The sequence below is a fragment of the Arenibacter palladensis genome (assembly GCF_900129275.1).
Classification (GTDB): Bacteria; Bacteroidota; Bacteroidia; order Flavobacteriales; family Flavobacteriaceae; genus Arenibacter; species Arenibacter palladensis.
Genome location: NZ_FQUX01000009.1, coordinates 18,206 through 35,779 on the forward strand (window position 1 = coordinate 18,206; position 17,574 = coordinate 35,779).

At 38.4% G+C, this 17,574-nt stretch carries 18 protein-coding genes; 9 read left to right on the forward strand and 9 right to left on the reverse strand.

Annotated elements, in window-relative coordinates; genetic code table 11:
- The first annotated feature begins 97 nt into the window (after positions 1 to 97).
- From BUA60_RS18840 to BUA60_RS18855, 4 genes are all read left to right on the forward strand, one after another.
- Positions 98 to 1,903, forward strand: a complete 1,806-nt coding sequence (locus BUA60_RS18840) for a DEAD/DEAH box helicase (RefSeq protein ID WP_072864468.1) — start codon at positions 98 to 100, stop codon at positions 1,901 to 1,903.
- 76 nt (positions 1,904 to 1,979) lie between these two features.
- Complete coding sequence (locus BUA60_RS18845) at positions 1,980 to 2,759, forward strand: carboxypeptidase-like regulatory domain-containing protein (RefSeq protein ID WP_072864470.1); 780 nt, start codon at positions 1,980 to 1,982, stop codon at positions 2,757 to 2,759.
- A 143-nt stretch (positions 2,760 to 2,902) separates the two neighbouring features.
- Positions 2,903 to 4,597, forward strand: a complete 1,695-nt coding sequence (locus BUA60_RS18850; protein ID WP_072864471.1) for an alpha-amylase family glycosyl hydrolase — start codon at positions 2,903 to 2,905, stop codon at positions 4,595 to 4,597.
- Positions 4,598 to 4,735: 138 nt separating this feature from the next.
- Positions 4,736 to 5,551 (forward strand): metallophosphoesterase, encoded by an 816-nt coding sequence (locus tag BUA60_RS18855; RefSeq protein ID WP_072864473.1) that lies wholly within the window; start codon positions 4,736 to 4,738, stop codon positions 5,549 to 5,551.
- A gap of 3 nt (positions 5,552 to 5,554) precedes the next feature.
- Here BUA60_RS18855 and BUA60_RS18860 read toward each other — a convergent pair whose 3' ends face one another.
- The 3 genes from BUA60_RS18860 to BUA60_RS18870 are packed head-to-tail and all read right to left on the reverse strand — an operon-like array spanning position 5,555 to position 7,171.
- Positions 5,555 to 5,932 carry a VOC family protein gene (locus BUA60_RS18860; RefSeq protein ID WP_084532691.1) on the reverse strand — a complete coding sequence of 126 codons (378 nt, stop codon included), beginning with the start codon at positions 5,930 to 5,932 and terminating at the stop codon, positions 5,555 to 5,557.
- A 7-nt stretch (positions 5,933 to 5,939) separates the two neighbouring features.
- On the reverse strand, positions 5,940 to 6,467 hold the full coding sequence (locus BUA60_RS18865) for an SRPBCC family protein (RefSeq protein ID WP_072864474.1): 528 nt from the start codon (positions 6,465 to 6,467) through the stop codon (positions 5,940 to 5,942).
- A gap of 47 nt (positions 6,468 to 6,514) precedes the next feature.
- Positions 6,515 to 7,171 carry a TrmH family RNA methyltransferase gene (locus BUA60_RS18870; protein WP_072864476.1) on the reverse strand — a complete coding sequence of 219 codons (657 nt, stop codon included), beginning with the start codon at positions 7,169 to 7,171 and terminating at the stop codon, positions 6,515 to 6,517.
- A 61-nt stretch (positions 7,172 to 7,232) separates the two neighbouring features.
- Between BUA60_RS18870 and BUA60_RS18875 the strand changes: the two genes are divergently transcribed.
- From BUA60_RS18875 to purB, 3 genes are all read left to right on the forward strand, one after another.
- The gene (locus BUA60_RS18875; RefSeq protein WP_072864478.1) at positions 7,233 to 7,925 is read left to right on the forward strand and encodes an SIR2 family NAD-dependent protein deacylase; all 693 of its coding nucleotides are present in this window, start codon (positions 7,233 to 7,235) and stop codon (positions 7,923 to 7,925) included.
- Positions 7,926 to 8,117: 192 nt separating this feature from the next.
- On the forward strand, positions 8,118 to 8,612 hold the full coding sequence (locus tag BUA60_RS18880; RefSeq protein ID WP_317043217.1) for an adenylosuccinate lyase: 495 nt from the start codon (positions 8,118 to 8,120) through the stop codon (positions 8,610 to 8,612).
- A 105-nt stretch (positions 8,613 to 8,717) separates the two neighbouring features.
- Positions 8,718 to 10,061: an adenylosuccinate lyase gene (gene purB / locus BUA60_RS18885; RefSeq protein ID WP_072864482.1), complete on the forward strand. Its 1,344-nt coding sequence runs from the start codon at positions 8,718 to 8,720 to the stop codon at positions 10,059 to 10,061.
- A gap of 115 nt (positions 10,062 to 10,176) precedes the next feature.
- Here purB and BUA60_RS18890 read toward each other — a convergent pair whose 3' ends face one another.
- Positions 10,177 to 10,992 carry a mechanosensitive ion channel family protein gene (locus BUA60_RS18890; RefSeq protein WP_072864484.1) on the reverse strand — a complete coding sequence of 272 codons (816 nt, stop codon included), beginning with the start codon at positions 10,990 to 10,992 and terminating at the stop codon, positions 10,177 to 10,179.
- A 233-nt stretch (positions 10,993 to 11,225) separates the two neighbouring features.
- On the opposite strand from BUA60_RS18890, the gene BUA60_RS18895 reads away from it, so the two are divergent.
- On the forward strand, positions 11,226 to 11,834 hold the full coding sequence (locus BUA60_RS18895) for a hypothetical protein (RefSeq protein WP_245802590.1): 609 nt from the start codon (positions 11,226 to 11,228) through the stop codon (positions 11,832 to 11,834).
- On the opposite strand, the gene BUA60_RS18900 is transcribed toward BUA60_RS18895, so the two are convergent.
- The 5 genes from BUA60_RS18900 to BUA60_RS18920 all read right to left on the reverse strand — a co-directional run bounded on the left by BUA60_RS18900 (position 11,831) and on the right by BUA60_RS18920 (position 15,826).
- Positions 11,831 to 13,372, reverse strand: coding sequence for a GH3 family acyl-acid amido synthetase (locus tag BUA60_RS18900; protein WP_072864486.1), 1,542 nt, complete (start codon positions 13,370 to 13,372; stop codon positions 11,831 to 11,833). The two genes, BUA60_RS18895 and BUA60_RS18900, sit on opposite strands and share 4 nt — an antisense overlap.
- Positions 13,373 to 13,736: 364 nt before the next feature.
- Entirely contained in the window at positions 13,737 to 14,282 is a 546-nt protein-coding gene (locus BUA60_RS18905) for a DUF4252 domain-containing protein (protein WP_072864488.1), read from the reverse strand.
- Between the two features lie 69 nt (positions 14,283 to 14,351).
- The gene (locus BUA60_RS18910) at positions 14,352 to 14,897 is read right to left on the reverse strand and encodes a DUF4252 domain-containing protein (RefSeq protein WP_072864766.1); all 546 of its coding nucleotides are present in this window, start codon (positions 14,895 to 14,897) and stop codon (positions 14,352 to 14,354) included.
- A gap of 10 nt (positions 14,898 to 14,907) precedes the next feature.
- Positions 14,908 to 15,330 carry a hypothetical protein gene (locus BUA60_RS18915; RefSeq protein WP_072864490.1) on the reverse strand — a complete coding sequence of 141 codons (423 nt, stop codon included), beginning with the start codon at positions 15,328 to 15,330 and terminating at the stop codon, positions 14,908 to 14,910.
- Positions 15,317 to 15,826 carry an RNA polymerase sigma factor gene (locus BUA60_RS18920; RefSeq protein WP_072864492.1) on the reverse strand — a complete coding sequence of 170 codons (510 nt, stop codon included), beginning with the start codon at positions 15,824 to 15,826 and terminating at the stop codon, positions 15,317 to 15,319. The genes BUA60_RS18915 and BUA60_RS18920 overlap by 14 nt, the downstream gene beginning before the upstream one ends.
- Positions 15,827 to 16,068: 242 nt before the next feature.
- Between BUA60_RS18920 and BUA60_RS18925 the strand changes: the two genes are divergently transcribed.
- A complete protein-coding gene (locus BUA60_RS18925) occupies positions 16,069 to 17,562 on the forward strand; it encodes a S41 family peptidase (protein WP_072864768.1) in 1,494 nt (497 codons plus the stop codon).
- Positions 17,563 to 17,574: the final 12 nt, after the last annotated feature.

Genomic DNA, 17,574 nt, shown 5'->3' on the forward strand with positions numbered 1-17,574 from the left:
CGCCGCTGGTATAGCATGTGTTGCGCTGAGTCTAAATAGGTTATAAAGAATAATCGCTCTATGCAACATACATATTTGCGATTATTTAATACATATTATGACAAAATTTGAAGCATTGGGGCTTAAACAGTCCCTATTGAATGCTATTTCCGATTTGGGATTTGAATCACCTTCGGAAGTACAAGAAAAAGCAATTCCAATCTTATTGGAAAGTGAAACCGATTTAGTTGCCTTGGCACAAACAGGTACAGGAAAGACCGCAGCATTCGGTTTCCCACTAATTCAAAAAATAGATAGCGACAGTAGAACCACACAAGGTTTAATACTATCCCCTACCAGGGAACTTTGCCTTCAGATCACCAATGAGCTTACATTATATTCCAAGTATGAAAAAGGGGTTAATGTTGTTGCTATCTATGGTGGTGCCAGTATTACCGATCAGGCCAGACAAATAAAAAGGGGTGCCCAAATTGTGGTAGCTACCCCAGGTAGAATGAAAGACATGATTGGTCGTGGCTTGGTGGATATCTCCAAAATTGATTACTGTGTTCTGGATGAGGCAGATGAAATGCTGAATATGGGCTTTATGGAGGATATCAAAGATATTCTTTCCAATACACCAAAAGAAAAGTCTACTTGGCTATTTTCAGCAACCATGCCCAAAGAGGTAGCGGTAATAGCTAAAAAATTCATGCACAGTCCGCAAGAAATTACGGTAGGAACAAAAAATTCTGGAGCAACTACGGTACAACACGAATACTACGTAGTTGGTGGTCGTGATCGTTATCCAGCCCTAAAAAGACTTGCAGATACCAACCCTGATATATTCTCCGTTATTTTCTGTAGAACAAAAAGGGATACCCAAAAGGTAGCAGAAAAGTTGATAGAGGATGGTTACAACGCTGGTGCATTACACGGGGACTTAAGTCAGAACCAGAGGGATTTGGTAATGAATTCCTTCCGTAAGAAACAAATACAAATGTTGGTTGCTACCGATGTGGCGGCTCGTGGTATTGATGTTGACGATATTACCCATGTTATCAATTATCAATTACCAGATGAAATAGAGACCTATACTCACCGAAGTGGACGTACAGGAAGAGCTGGTAAATCCGGAATTTCCATGGTCATTGTTACCAGAAGTGAACTTAGGAAAATCAAGGCCATAGAAAATAAAATTCAACAGGATTTTATTTCCAAAAAAATTCCTACGGGAATGGAAATATGTGAAATACAGCTTTACCATTTGGCCAATAAGATTAAAGACACCAAGGTTAACGAGGAAGTAGACAATTACTTGCCTGCTATAAATGATGTACTACAAGGTATTGACCGTGAGGAGCTTATCAAAAAAATAGTTTCTGTAGAATTTACGCGTTTCTTTAATTACTACAACAAAACCAAAGATCTAAACACCTCCGACTCTGGCGATCGTTCAGAAAGAGGAAGATCTAGGGATGGGGATAGCCGCATCCCAGCTGATGGCAACGTTAGATACTTCATCAATGTTGGTGAAAAGGATGGCTATGACTGGATGTCCTTGAAAGATTTCTTAAGGGACACGGTTAATCTTGGTAAGGACGATATTTTCAAAGTTGATGTAAAAGATAGTTTTTCTTTCTTCAATACGGATGCAGCTGCTACCGAAGCCATTTTAAAAACCTTCACTGAATTTAAGGTCGATGGTAGATTTGTTAATGTTGAAGTATCTAAAAATCCTGGCGGAGGCGGAGGCGGAGGCGGAAGCCGTGGAAGACGTGATAGAAGTAGAAGTGGCGGAGGACGCGATTCCAGGGACAATGATCGCAATAAAGGAAGAAGAAGGGACAGAAGCGCATCCAAAGGAAGTCCTTCCAGTAGTTCAGGAAAAAGAAGAACTAAGAGAAAAAGCGATTTCTTTTAGTTAATTGTATATTAAAAAAATACGCTTCGGCGTATTTTTTTAGTTAGTTTACCAATTATAACATCGAATTTATTTAATGAAAAATTATTTCTTGCCCCTATTCCTCATAATTGTTTCTTTTGGATATTCCCAGGACGACAAAAATGAACAAGAGGTAAAACAATTAAAAGCGGTTGTCCTAAACGCCCAAACCGACCAGCCAATGGAGAGTGTCCATGTCGTGAATCTTAATGAGGTGGTAGGGACAATTACCAATGAAAAAGGAGAGTTTAACATTCCTGCTAAGGTCAACGACACCCTTTACATTACTTTTTTGGGGTTTAAATCACAAAAAGTGAGGGTTACCAATGATATGTTCAAATTTAAAGAAACAAAAATTTCCCTTACGGAATTGGCATATGCGTTGGAAGAAGTAATTGTTAGACCCTACTCCCTAACGGGTTATTTGGAAATAGACGTCAAGAACTTACCCCTAAACAATGCTTTTCAATATAGTATCTCCGGATTGTCTGTGGGTTACGAAGCCGGGAGCAAGAACCCAAGTGCCGTCACCAAGGTATTGGGCGCCATACTTAACCCTGCAGATTTGTTGAGAAATTTATTCGGAAAGAAGCCCAACCAAATGCGGAAACTACGCCAAATGAAGGAAGACGATCAAATTAGAGATCTTTTGGCCTCAAAATTTGACCGCGAAACTTTGACCGAGTTGCTGCAATTGGAAAAGGTAGATATAGAGGACATCCTTAACAACTGCAATTACTCCAAATCCTTTATTACTACGGCCAATGACCTGCAGATCTTGGATGCCATCAGCAGCTGTTACGAAGAATACAAGGTCCTAAACAGGAAAAAATAAGCCTAGTCCACAGTACCCAAAAAGGTAGGCTCCACTTAACCTGGTTAAATCAATATTTTTGATTGGCTTCACTGCTGGGTTTGGTATAAAATAAATTTTCTTTTACCGACATCATTTTATAGCTTTAAGCAAAATAGATGCTAATGAAAAAGGGACTTCTTTTTGCCGTGCTTTTGATGTTTTTTTTATCCTGTAAAGAGAATAAAAATGAGGTAGTGAAAGAAGCCGACACCACTTCCGAGCCAGCGCACAAAAGGGAATTGAACCAGCCATTTTTATGGAATGCGGCCAACATTTATTTTCTACTTACCGATCGTTTTAACAACGGCGACACCTTGAATGACATTAGTCTCAACAGAACCAAGGAAACAGCTGTATTAAGGGGTTTTATGGGAGGCGACATCCAGGGTATTACCCAAAAAATAAATGATGGTTATTTTACTGACTTGGGCGTTAATGCCATATGGTTTAGCCCTATAGTAGAGCAAATCCATGACAATGTGGACGAAGGAACGGGAAGTACATACGGTTATCATGGATATTGGACCAAGGATTGGACGGCATTGGACCCCAATTTTGGAACAAGAAAGGAATTGGAAGTACTCGTTAAGACCGCACATAAAAATGGCATCAGAATATTGATGGATATTGTGCTTAACCACACAGGTCCGGTGACAGAATTAGATCCTATATGGCCAAAAGAATGGGTACGCTCGGAACCGGTTTGTGACTTCACCGATTATGTATCCACAACCAGCTGCACTTTAGTAGAAAACTTACCCGATATTATTACGGAATCGGATACTGCGGTAGAACTTCCAGATGCCCTCATGGCAAAATGGAAGGAAGAAGGGCGTTTAAGCAACGAACTGGACGAATTGCAAGTTTTTTTTGATCGTACCAAATACCCCAGGGCACCTCGCTATTATATTATAAAATGGCTAACGGATTTTGTGAACGATTTGGGAATTGATGGTTTTAGGGTGGATACGGCAAAACATGTGGATGAAAAAACATGGAAGGAATTATACAATGAGGCCAGCTATGCCTTTAATGTCTGGAAAAGAAAGCATCCAGATGAGGTATTGGATGACAATCCCTTTTTTATGGTCGGGGAGGTATATGGTTATGGAATATCCAGTGGTCGTGAATATGATTTTGGTGACAAAAAGGTTGATTATTTTGATAATGGGTTTCACAGTCTGATCAATTTTGAATTAAAGGATGATGCCAACATGGATTATGAAGCCATATTTAGTAAATATAACGACCTACTGTTTACGGAATTGGAAGGAAAAAGTGTGGTTAATTACCTCACCTCGCACGATGACAACAACCCCTTTGATAAGGAAAGAAAAAAACCGTATCGGGCGGCCAATGTATTGTTACTTACCCCAGGTGCCTCCCAAATTTATTATGGGGACGAATCTGTCCGTAGCTTAAACATTCAAGGCACTAAAGGTGATGCCACCCTTAGGTCTTTTATGAACTGGGGAGAATTGGACAGTATTGGGAATAACAAAGCCGTACTGTCCTATTGGCAAAAGCTGGGCACTTTTAGAGACCATCATCCGGCCATAGGCGCTGGTAGACATCAACGACTCTCCAAGAATCCATATGTGTTTGGCAGAACTTACGCTGATGGAGAATTTAAGGACAAAGTGGTAGTTGGATTGGATCTCCCAAAAGGCAAAAAATTCCTATGGGTAAAAGGATTTTTCGGTGATGGGACCAAACTTTATGATACATTTTCAAAAACCTTTGTCACAGTAGAAAATGGTAAAGTGTTCCTGGAAAATGACTTTGACATTGCACTACTTGAATTAGCCAAGAATTAATAGCCCATATAACCCATACATTATTTCTGTGCCTAAAAAGGTATCAATTTAACTTTTTTACAAGACTATTATCTAAATATGTTTCATAATTTCGTGCACTTCCTTTTTAAAGTTAAAAATGTTTCCAACAAAGAATAAATGAAATTGAATAGAAGACAATTTATGCTGAAATTGGTTTTAGGATCTATTAGCTTTGTTGTACTTGATTCTTTCTGGTTGGAAACCAATTTTATAGAGTGGACGGAGCATGACCTTTCTGAATCGGAATCCAACAAAATTAAAGTCGTCCACCTAACCGATCTGCATTTGCACAGCATAAAATCCGTGCATAAATCCATTGCCGAGCGAATTATCAAGGAGCTTCCGGACGTCATCTTTATTACTGGGGATTCTATAGAACGGAACAAAAACCTACCAGTTTTAGAGGATTTTTTAAACCTAATTGACATCAAAATTCCAAAAATAGCCATTTTAGGCAATAAGGAATCCTCGGGCAGAGTGGATTTGCAAAAACTGGAGGACATTTACGTGAATCATAATGGCACTCTACTTATCAACGAAGCCTACCTATTTAGAACCAAAAACCGTGAAATTAACATTATCGGTTTGGACGACTTGGTCCATGGACATCCTGATTTTGAAAAGTCCTTAGCAAATATCGATAAATCGTTACCAACAATCGTTCTCAATCATTGTCCTGCTTATAGAGAGCAAATAGACCTTGTTAGCGCAGAACAAGAAATTAAACCTAAACTTATACTTTCGGGGCACACCCATGGAGGCCAAGTAACATTTTTTGGAAAGCCCTTTTTTACACCCTATGGAAGTGGAAGTTATGTTAAAGGCTGGTACAACAATGAAATTTCAAAAATGTACGTTTCCAAAGGAGTTGGGACTACTATATACCCAATACGCTTTGGAGCAAGGGCAGAGGCAAGCATTTTCTACATTTAGTTGTTAATTTCGTGAATGCAACGCTATTCTGTTGCCTTCCGTATCCTTTATCAAAGCCATAAACCCATGGTCTTCACTAATTGTTTTCTTAGCTTGTAAAATTAATCCTCCAGCATCTTCCACCTTATTCAATTCAATGGATAAATCCCTACACGAAAAGTACAACAATGGCCCTTTGGTATCACTTGGAATATACATCTTGTGCTGCACCAATGACCCCATAGCACCTGATTTACCGGGTGCAGAAGGAAACCACCCCATTAGTAAGCCGTCCAATTCATGGACGGAGATGGTTATGTTAAAAACCATCTCGTAAAACTTCTTGGCGCGCTCCATGTTCGTTACTGGAATTTCGAACCAGCCAACCATATTACTTTCCACGACCGAGTTATTTTTCCATTATGGATTTTAAATTCCGAAGTCCCTCCTCAAAATCCTTACCTACAGCTTTATCCATGCTCATAAACAGCATCATGATAGACATTGGGAACTTGTTCTCCCCCTTAAATCCCCAGGTAACCTTGGTTTTTCCATTACCCGATTCCTCCAAATCGATATAACTGCCTGAGGTAGACCTAAAAGGCTTCATAAATCGAAGCTCCCCTTCAACTCTTTTACCTTCGATAATTTTTGTGATTTCCTGTTCACCTTCACCGACCTCCTTGTTGCCGTTCCAATAACTTATAGCTCCTACCTCACCATCAACCCCTGTAAATTTCTTCTCCATATTGGGATCTTTTTTGGCCCAGGGTGACCACTCTTGCTGCTTCTTTAAATATTTAATATTATCAAAGACTTCGGCTTTGGGTTTGGAGATTTCTATAGAGCGGGAGACATCATAATTTTTAGGGGCCAATAAAGCCAAAACTACAATTAAGGCTATAATCCCTAATATTATATACAGTAAAATTGCCATGAGCTTGTTGTTTGTTGGTTAGTTGCGTATTAAATATAATAAAAATATCATTTTGTACCATAAAATCTGGCCAAAACATCATTCAAACTACGCACGGATTTCTTGGTCCAATCCAATCTTTTTTCCAGTTTCTCATCTTCGGTCAACCTCCAATTTATGTTCTCTTTACGTAATTGACTTGTTAGGGTGTGCAAAATTATTGCGGCCGAAACAGAAATATTTAAACTTTCAGTAAACCCAACCATTGGAATTTTCAGGAAAGAATCTGCCTTTTCCAATACCTCGTTACTCAGCCCATCACGTTCGGTTCCAAAAAATAGTGCCGTCTTACCATCCAACTTAAAATTTGTAAGTGAACAATTATCCCCATGGGGGGTTGTAGCCACAATTTTATACCCTTTTTGCCTCAGAGTATCAATGCAGTCTGTCGTAGTCTTATATCTGTATAAATCTACCCATTGCTGGGCCCCCATGGCTATGTCTTTGTCCAGTCGCTTGCCGAACTTACTTTCGATAAGGTGGGCCTGCTGAACACCAAAAACATCGCAACTTCTTACCACGGCACTGGTGTTGTGCATTTGGTAAACATCCTCTATAGCAACCGTTATATAATTTGTCCGTTCTTCCAGAATATCCAAGAAACGGGCTTTCCGCTCAGGGGTAATAAAACCCTCTAAATAATCAAGCAACTTCTGATCGACCATAATCCTAAGGTATTAAAAAAGAAAACATTTAATTTTACAAATATTACTATAATCCAGAACAATGAAAAAAATAGTGGTCTTAACAGGGGCAGGAGTTAGCGCGGAAAGCGGAATTAACACTTTCAGGGATGCCAACGGCTTATGGGAAGGCCATGATGTCATGGAAGTAGCAACACCACAAGGTTTTCAGAGGAATCCCGATTTAGTGCTCAATTTTTACAACGAGAGAAGAAGGCAATTGTTCAAAGTTTCCCCAAATATGGCCCATAGGGCTTTGGTGCTCTTGGAGGAGCATTATGATGTTAACATCATTACCCAAAATGTGGATGACCTACATGAACGCGCGGGCAGTTCCAAGGTAATTCATTTGCACGGAGAGTTATTAAAGGCTAGGTGTAGTCATAATCCAAGTAAAATAGTTGATTGGAAAACCGACATTAAAATAGGTGATCTTTCAGAAGATGGAAATCAATTACGCCCCCATATTGTATGGTTTGGAGAAGAAGTGCCATTATTGGAAAAAGCAGCCAACATTACGCAGACAGCCCATATTTTAATTATAATTGGCACCTCTATGCAAGTTTATCCAGCAGCTAGTTTAATACATTATGTATCCAGGGATACCCCTATTTACTTTATAGACCCAAAACCCAACATAAATCAAACCGATTTTAATGGACTTACCATAATACAGGCTAGTGCCGTAAACGGGGTGCCCCCATTAGTTTCGGAGTTAATTGAAGGAAAATCCTAAATTTGGCTGTCCATAGATATATCAACTTAAAACACTTTGCCCGTTGAGGCGGATATTTTAAGTGCTTTTTATATTAATTTCTTTGTATAATAACAGGTTTATAAAAAATAATATTTAAGTGTAATTGTGACTTACTTAGAACTCTATAAGGCCCTTGACTACGTTAACCATTCCAGAACCAAACGCATGGAAATGTCCAACCTTGTACTAAACGATCCATCCCTTATGGCACCACTTATGGAAATTGCCTTTAAAGTAGATGACCCTGTTTCCTGTAAAGCCTGTTGGATTTTAGAATTTACTGCCAAAAAAAATTTGGCCTCCATTTTTCCCAATATGGATATTTTTGCGGGTAATATCGGTTCTGTACATTTGGATCCAGCGGTAAGGCCCATAGCAAAAATATGTGAGGTTTTAATGAAATCCTACTTTCAGTTCAATGACCGTGAAACCCGTGAAGCAATGAATAAAATTCACTTGGAAAATGTTACAACCGCCTGTTTTGATTGGCTTATAGGTGACCATAAAGTGGCCGCCAAGGCATATTCTATGACCAGCCTTTTGTTGTTGGGCAGGAAGTTCGACTGGATCCATCCAGAATTGCGCATGATACTGGAACAGAACTATCAAAATGGGAGTGCAGCGTATAAGGCCAGGGCAAGGATGACCTTGGCTAAACTAAGATGAGCATGGACCTTTGAACAAATAACAGAACAATCTTTCGCTTAACTTTTAAACTCTTCAACTTATAGCTATCTTTGCGCTTTTCCAAAATCAATCAAATAGCACAAGATGTCATTAAACAAATTAAACGCCATATCCCCCATTGATGGCAGATACAGAAATAAAATTGATTCCCTTGCCTCCTATTTTTCTGAAGAGGCACTTATAAAATATAGAGTGCGCGTAGAAATTGAATATTTTATAGCACTTTGCGAAATACCACTTCCTCAGCTTTCAAATTTTGACAATTCTAAATTTAATGATTTAAGAAAAATCTATATTGATTTTGACTCTGAGGATGCCAATGCCATAAAGGAAATTGAAAAGGTAACCAACCATGATGTAAAGGCTGTAGAATATTTTATAAAAAAGGAATTCGATAAATTAGGTTTGGAGTCACATAAGGAGTTCATCCATTTTGGACTTACCTCACAAGATATAAACAATACCGCGATTCCCCTTTCCATTAAAGAGGCCATGAACGAGGTTTACGTACCCCAATATTTGGAGGTGCTGAACAAGCTTACGGCTTTAGTGAAGGAATGGGAAGCTGTACCCATGTTGGCAAGAACGCACGGACAGCCTGCGTCCCCAACCCGTTTAGGAAAAGAGATCGAGGTATTTACGGTTCGATTGGAAGAGCAATTTAACCTGCTTAACGATATTCCCAGTGCTGCCAAATTTGGTGGAGCCACAGGAAACTATAACGCCCACAAGGTGGCCTACCCACAAATTGATTGGAGAGGGTTTGGGCAAAAATTTGTCCAGGAGAAGCTTGGCCTACACCACTCCTTCCCAACTACACAGATAGAACATTACGACCATATGGCTGCTTTGTTCGACTGCCTCAAGAGGATCAATACCATAATTATAGATCTGGACAGGGACTTTTGGACCTATGTTTCCATGGATTATTTTAAACAGAAAATAAAGGCAGGAGAAGTAGGATCTTCCGCCATGCCGCATAAAGTAAACCCTATCGATTTTGAAAACTCCGAAGGGAATTTAGGTATAGCCAATGCCATTTTCGAGCATTTATCGGCCAAACTTCCCATTTCCAGGTTGCAGAGGGATTTAACCGATAGTACCGTACTTAGAAACGTTGGTGTACCTTTTGGCCATACTCTAATAGCCTTTCAATCTACACTCAAGGGGTTGAACAAACTATTGTTGAACAAGGAGAAGTTTGAGCAAGACTTGGAAAACAATTGGGCGGTAGTAGCTGAAGCGATCCAAACCATTTTAAGGCGTGAGGCCTATCCCAATCCCTATGAAGCTTTGAAGGGACTAACCCGGACCAATGAGAAGATTACACAGCAGTCCATATCCAATTTTATAGACACCTTGGAAACAACGGAAGATATAAAATCTGAATTGAAACAAATTACCCCTAGTAATTATACGGGTATTTAAAAAACACCAGATTTAACATTCCTTATAACAACTCTGTTAGAATAAAAAGCAACCTAGAGCATAATAATGACACTTTAGGTTGCTTTTTTTTATGGACAATAGATAGCGGAGATACCTACTCTTTCTTCTGTATCTCTACCTGATGGGGATATGGTATTTCAATACCTGCCTTATCAAGTGCTAATTTGCAATTTTCAAGAGTTGCAAAATACACAGACCAATAATCTTCTGGTGCACAAAAAGGCCTTACTGCAAAATTAACGGAACTATCTGCCAACTCCGATACATTTACAGATGGCGCAGGGTCTTTCAAAACCTTGGGATTGGCTTCCAATACTTCTAATAGCACTTCCTTGGCTTTCTTAATATCTTCACCATATCCAATACCAATGGTAGTGTCTACCCTCATCCTACCTTCGGCCGTATAATTTATAATATTGCCATTGGCCATGGCCCCATTGGGCACAATGGCCAGCTTATTTTGAGGTGTTATAAGCTTAGTGGTGAAAATTTCAATTTCCTTTACGTTACCCAACACTCCTTGTGCCTCTATTAAATCCCCAATTTTATAGGGCTTAAAAATCATAATCAAAACCCCTCCGGCAAAGTTGGATAATGAGCCCTGAAGTGCTAGGCCAACAGCCAAACCGGCGGCCGCAATTACAGCCGCAAAGGTGGTAATGTTTATGCCCAATTGGCCAATGACCAATAAGATCAAAAATATTTTAAGGATCCAGGATACCATACTCAGTAAAAAACGTTGTAAAGATTCATCGTATTTACTGTTATACATAACCTTTTTTGCACCTCCAATAACCCTTTTAATAACCCATAATCCAATAATAAAAATTAGCAATGCAGTTAGCACCTTAGGTCCGAACTCCTTTGCCAATTCCACCCCGTAATTAAGCCATTCTTCTGCTTTTTCCATGATAATATATAGTTATAGTTAATGATTATAATTCATCTAATATATGATTTGTTTTAAAAATGGCTTAATTACAACAACAGATTAAAACTTGGATTAGGTTTAATATTTACAACATCCCTTCCCAAAATAATTGCAAAAAGAAGTTATACCACTTAAAATGAATATCTTTTAATTTATCTTATAATTATAGCTCTTGGAATGCTATTTGTAAATAAATATTCATATACTATGATATGAATTTATTGAATAAGAAAACGATAATATACATTTTGGCTATTTCTGCCCCATTTTTTATGAACGCACAACACCATATTCCAAAATCCATTAAAAGTGAAGCATTAAAAGCGCTCTCTTTTTATCCCGAATTATCGGACTGTAATATTGAATTTAGATTTAAAAAGAATATCAAGAAATCTACGATGCAGGCCAGACCAACTTTCCAAAGTTTCTTTAAGAAACGGAGCAATAGGAACTATGTAATTTTGATTAGTGAGACTTTTAAGATTTCAGATAAGGAATTTACGACAAAGGATATTCCCTCCGATATTCTGATAGGTTGGATAGGTCATGAATTAGGACACATCATGGATTATCAAAACAGAAGTAAGACCAATTTATTCTCATTTGGCTTCAAATATCTATTTTCAGAACGTTTTATAGTAGAGGCCGAACGAACAGCCGACACTTATGCAGTGGCCCAAGGCATGGAAAAATATATTCTTGCAACCAAAAACTTTATTCTCAACCATTCGGACATTGCAACATCCTATAAAAATAGGATCAAAAAATATTACCTATCTCCGGAGGAAATCATGGTATTGGTTGAAGAGCGCAGTCGTTAATTACCTATGGATGTAGTAGTTTGGACAAACTTCTCCCAATCCGAGAATTTATCCTCGTTCATGACCCTTTCCATTTTTACCTGACCGCCCTTCTTTTTGTTCTTGCCGTTCCAGTCATAAAACACTTCGGTACCCACCACCTTTACCTTTACCCCTTCCAAAGATTTACCTCGGGCCACCTTATAGTTTTTATTGGCTTCTTTCAAAAACTTGTCTAGCGCATTGGACAAGGAATCAACATTGGGATTTTTCATATTGGAACCCAGATACCAACAGTGATAAAACTCACCATCTTCACAACGCTTGGCACATATGGTATATTCTGGTATCTTGGTATTGAATGTTTCTTCCAGGAATCGCATAGCATCATCCATCTTGTTTACGGATAATTGGGAACCCACTTTATTCAGGAAAAATTTTGTGCGCCCAGTGATCTCGATCTCCGCTTTCTCCAAATCGGTAAACTTGATAGTATCCCCAATTATATAACGCCATGCACCGCTAACAGTACTAATCACCAGTACATAGTCCTGATCCAATTCCACTTCATTCAAGGCTAAGGCAGGGGCATTTTGGACCAATGAACCATCTTCTTTAATATATTCTGGTTTAAAGGGAACGAATTCAAAAAAAATACCATTGTCCGTAATTAATTGCATAGCCATGGTTCCAGGCCTGGTCTGGCATGCAATAAAGCCTTCCGAGGCCAAATAAGTGTCTATAACGGTAATTGGATGCCCCATTAGGGCGTTGAAACTTTTCTCATAAGGCCCAAATGCAACTCCACCCGTAGTGTACACCATTAGATTTGGCCATATTTCATGTATGTTTTTTAGATTATGATGATCAATAACTTTTTGAAGCATTAGTTCTATCCACGAAGGGATACCGCTCAAAGCCCCTATATCCCAATCTTTAGCCTTTTCGGCAATACGGGCAACTCTTTGATCCCAATCATCAATTTTTGCGATTTCTTCCCCGGGCTTGTAGTAACTTCTAAACCAGAAAGGAATATTTCCAGCACTAATACCACTTATCTCCCCCTCCTTATGATCACTTTTTTCCTCCAAATCGGTGGAACTTCCCAACATCATTATTTCCTTCTCAAAAAAATCTGCTGGCAAATCAAAATTGCTCAAGGCAAAAACCTGCTTGAGCCCGGCTTCCCTGATCGCCCCAATCATTTCGTCCGTTACCGGGATACGTTTACTGGTCTTGCCTGTAGTGCCCGAACTCAGGGCAAAATATGAGGGGCGCCCCGGCCATGTAATATTTTCATGGCCATTATGTAGTTTGGACCACCATTCTTCATTTATTTTTTCATAATTAAAATATGGTACTTTTTCGGAAAATACCTTATAGGGATTTCCGGAATCCAAAATGCTTTCAAATTTGTAATGTTGGCCAAAATCAGTATCCTTGGCAGTAGTTAAAAGGTATTGCAGGACCTCTTGCTGCTCCTTCCAATGATCCTTTTCCGTACTGAAGGTTTCCTTCAAATGAATTGCGCCCTTTATAAGACTTCCTAGAATGGCCATAGTAGATACTTTTATATTATCTGCATCTTATACATCAAATTGGGGTTTCCCCTTCCCCTATATGAAGCAGTTTAAAAACCAAATATCCCTTTTTAAAAAATATTTCTTTATTTCTAAAAAGAAAATGTTTGACCCATTTCCAATCCACTCTTGTTCTTTTCCAATATTACCTTTCCATAGCATATACCATCCCCTATTCGCACTTCGTATTTCAACATGAACAACCTGCAGGTTTTGATCGACGATAATTCCAAAAAGCACAAGTCACTGAATAAATTTAACCTACAATGGAAAGGAATACATGTAAAAAAAACCTGTATCAAAATACTTGATACAGGTTTTAAAGTGTTATAAGGATTTCTGCCTAGCCTTTCAAAAAATTTCCAATTTCACCAAGCCCTTCTCCCTTGTAATCCGATTTTTCAATGGCTTTCATGAACTGGACCAATTTGGCAGGGTTCATATTTTTACCCAAAACCCGGACCAGCATAAAGCCCTTATCCTCACTATCACCATATATGATTACCTCATCAATGGCATCATCATCACCCAAATATCTTACAGAAGCTTTACCGAAACTGGTGTTCATCTTCATCAGCTCTGTAAATTTGCCATTTTTCAAGATGGCGTTGATATTCGCTTTTTCTTTTTGAAACTCCAAAAGGTTATCCTCGGTTATTTTAAACGCTAGAATATTTAATTTTTTTAATGAATTAAGTGCCTCCCTTTGGTCTTCGGTTAAATCGGCCTTCTCCATATTCAATAAGCTTACTGGCAGATCTACCGATAAGAAATTTGGATTATCCGCGTTGTCCACATAATATTCCTGTAGACTTTGTGTTGATGAACATGCAGAAATTGCAAAGATCAACAACATTGCCCAGACCAGTTTTCCAATTCTTGTTTTCATTTCCCTTCTAATTAAGTTTTGACCAGGCAGAGCAATAGCCTTTTTATTGGCCACTGCCCTAGCCCACGATTACTTGTTTTTGCCCGCCTTATTTAACTCGGAAGGCAAGTTCATCTTTTGAGTTAAAGATCCGATCTTGTTTAAATCTATATCACCGGTCAAGGATAGCAATACCGTTTCAAATTTCCTATCATTGATTTCCACGTTCCCATTTTTGATACCGGTAACGAACATGAGCAATTCACTTACATGATCTTCATCCTTACCGCTCTTAATGTAGAACTTTACATTGGCATCCTTATCCTTGACCCTCATAAGTTCCTGTAAGGAGGAGGATTTTAAATACTTCTCCATGGTAACCTGCATGTCCGCGGAAATCTTTTTATCCTCCGTAATAAAAACCTTTAAATTTTTTAGGTTTTGGGCTATATCCATAAAATCCTGAGCCTCTTTGTCATCGACCTCAACGTTTATCTTGCTCAACAATTTAAACATACTTTCATTGACAACTACGGCACTCACATTGTCCAGATCTTCAAATTTATCGAACATGGATTGTGAAAACCCAATAAAAGGCAATACAGCTACTAATACTACTATGATATTCTTCTTCATCTTTTTCAATTTAATTTTTGTTGTAAATTTTTTGTTTTGTTTCTTCAAACTCCCTTAAATAAGCCACTTTCTCGGTTCCCTTACCAAGATTGGCCGCCAAAAGGCTTAATGCCTTTTTAGTTTCCTGATAGGCGTATTCCGCTTCTCTCTGTTCTTGATAACTTCTTCCAAAATATATACCAAATATCAAAATGCTTACAGCTGCAACGGAAATCCACTTTATATAGCTTCTTTTTCTAGGTTTTAGTGGAACCTTTTTGGTAAACTTCTCTTCTTTGGCAATGGAAAAATACTGAAACATTGAGGCATATTCCTTTAAGTGTAATGGAACTTCTTCCTTTGTAAAATATTCCCTCAACATTTCTTCTTCAACAACCGTAGTGGTTGCCTCCAAATACTTTTCCAATAATTTTTCTATATTATTTAATTCCATAATTGTGCTTTTGAACTAATTTTTCCCTCACTGTTTTTCGTGCCCTGGATAAAGTGACCCTAACCGCTGTAGCACTCATATCCAAAAGTTCTGCTATTTCCTCAAATTCATACTGTTCCACATCCCTAAGCTGTAAGACCATTTTTTGCTGTTCCGGCAATTCCTCCATAATTCTTTCTATCCAACTTAAACTATCACTAACCTCTAACTCATTTTGTAGTGAAACATTTTCATCCTTGTAATTACTGTGTACCAATTTTAAGTTTCCAGCCTGTTTGGATTTTAGTCGGTCCAAGCAAAAATTCTTTGTCATCATCATGGCATATGCCTCCACATTGTTATAGCCTTCCATCATATTGTTCTTGGACCATAACTTCATTAAGATTTCTTGTGTGGCATCCTCAGCTTCCTCTTTGGAGACCAATAATCGCTTGGCCAACCTATAAAGTTTATCCTTAAATGGCAAAACCACATTTAAAAACTCGGTTTGTTGCATTTTGGTTTAGTTGTTTTATAATCCTGAATAACAGGCTTACAATAGCAAGACGACTTACATCGAATTTTGTTACAATTAGTTTTCAATTCATTACAATGTAAGTAAATTAGCGCAACGGAAACCAAATTGGCAATATTACCGTATATAATTAAAATCGTTCCCCAAAACTGATTCATACTTTTTTAATGGAATGATATTTGAGAGCCACAACCCATTATGTTATGGCAATTATTATAAAAATTATGAAAAAGTATTTATTAGCTTTCTTAGGACTGAGTTTGTTCCTCACCAATTGTAGTAAGAATGATGATTCCCCGTTCACCGAGGAATTGGAAGAAATTAATCCTACCCCGGAAGAAGAGATAGATGTAACAGTCCAAAACTTTATGTGGCAAACCATGAATACCTATTATTTTTGGCAAAGTGATGTAGCTGATTTAGCCGATTCCCGATTCGCTTCCTATGACGATTACGTGTCATTTTTGGAAAACGAGGAAAACCCGGGAACATTTTTTGACGAAAAATTACTTTACTCGGAAGACCGCTTTAGTTTTTATTCGGATGATTATAAGGAATTGACGCAATCTTTCGCTGGAATATCAAAGAGTAATGGTTTGGAATTTGGTTTAAGCTTGTTTGCCAATAGCAATGATGTTTATGGTTATGTACGCTACATTGTACCCAATTCCAATGCCTCTACCAAAGATATCCAAAGAGGGGATATTTTTACAGGTGTTAATGGCACCACCCTTAACCTGGATAACTATATAGACCTGTTATTTGGTGATAACGATACCTACACCTTAAATATGGCAGAAATCTCCAATAATGTTATTACTGATACGGACAGGGAAGTTTCGCTAACAAAGGAAGCCAACTTAACCGAAAATCCAGTCTTTATCAATAAGGTATTGGAGACTGGAGGAAAAAAAATTGGCTATTTAATGTACAATGGCTTTACCAACGAATTTGACGAACAGTTGAATAATGCCTTTGGCGAGTTTAAATCTGCCGGTGTTACAGACCTAGTATTGGACCTTAGGTACAATCCAGGTGGGTCTGTTAATTCGGCCCGACTATTATCCAGTATGATTTATGGCACTTATACCAATAGTGTATTCCTGAAGGCCAGGTATAACACCAAGCTGCAATCAGAGTTTAAGGAGACCGACCTCATTGAATATTTTGCCGACGCAACGGACAACAATACGCCTATAAACACGTTAGGCCTAAGCAAGGTATATATCATTGCTACCGGGAGCAGTGCATCGGCAAGTGAATTGGTTATGAATGGTTTGGACCCTTACATAAATGTAATCCATATTGGAACCACAACGACTGGAAAGAATGAATTTTCGGTTACCTTTGTTGACGATTTTGACAATGGCAATGTTTATGATCCCGATAGGGAGGATAATATCAACCCTGATAACCATTGGGCCATTCAACCATTGATAGGACGAAATGAAAATGCCAATGGCTTTTCCGATTATACGGACGGACTTACACCTGATATTTTATTAAGTGAGGACCTATCCAATTTAGGAGTATTGGGCAATATGGATGAGCCATTGTTGGCCAAGGCCATTTCCGAAATTACTGGTATTACCGCAAAAATGGATTTTACGGTAGATATGCCGGTTGAATTGGTAAGTAGTTCCAAAATGTTCACAAAGATCAAGGACAATATGTTTATGGATATCAAAAAACCCTTAAACTTGACAAAAAAACAGTAGCCTGTGCTCTGT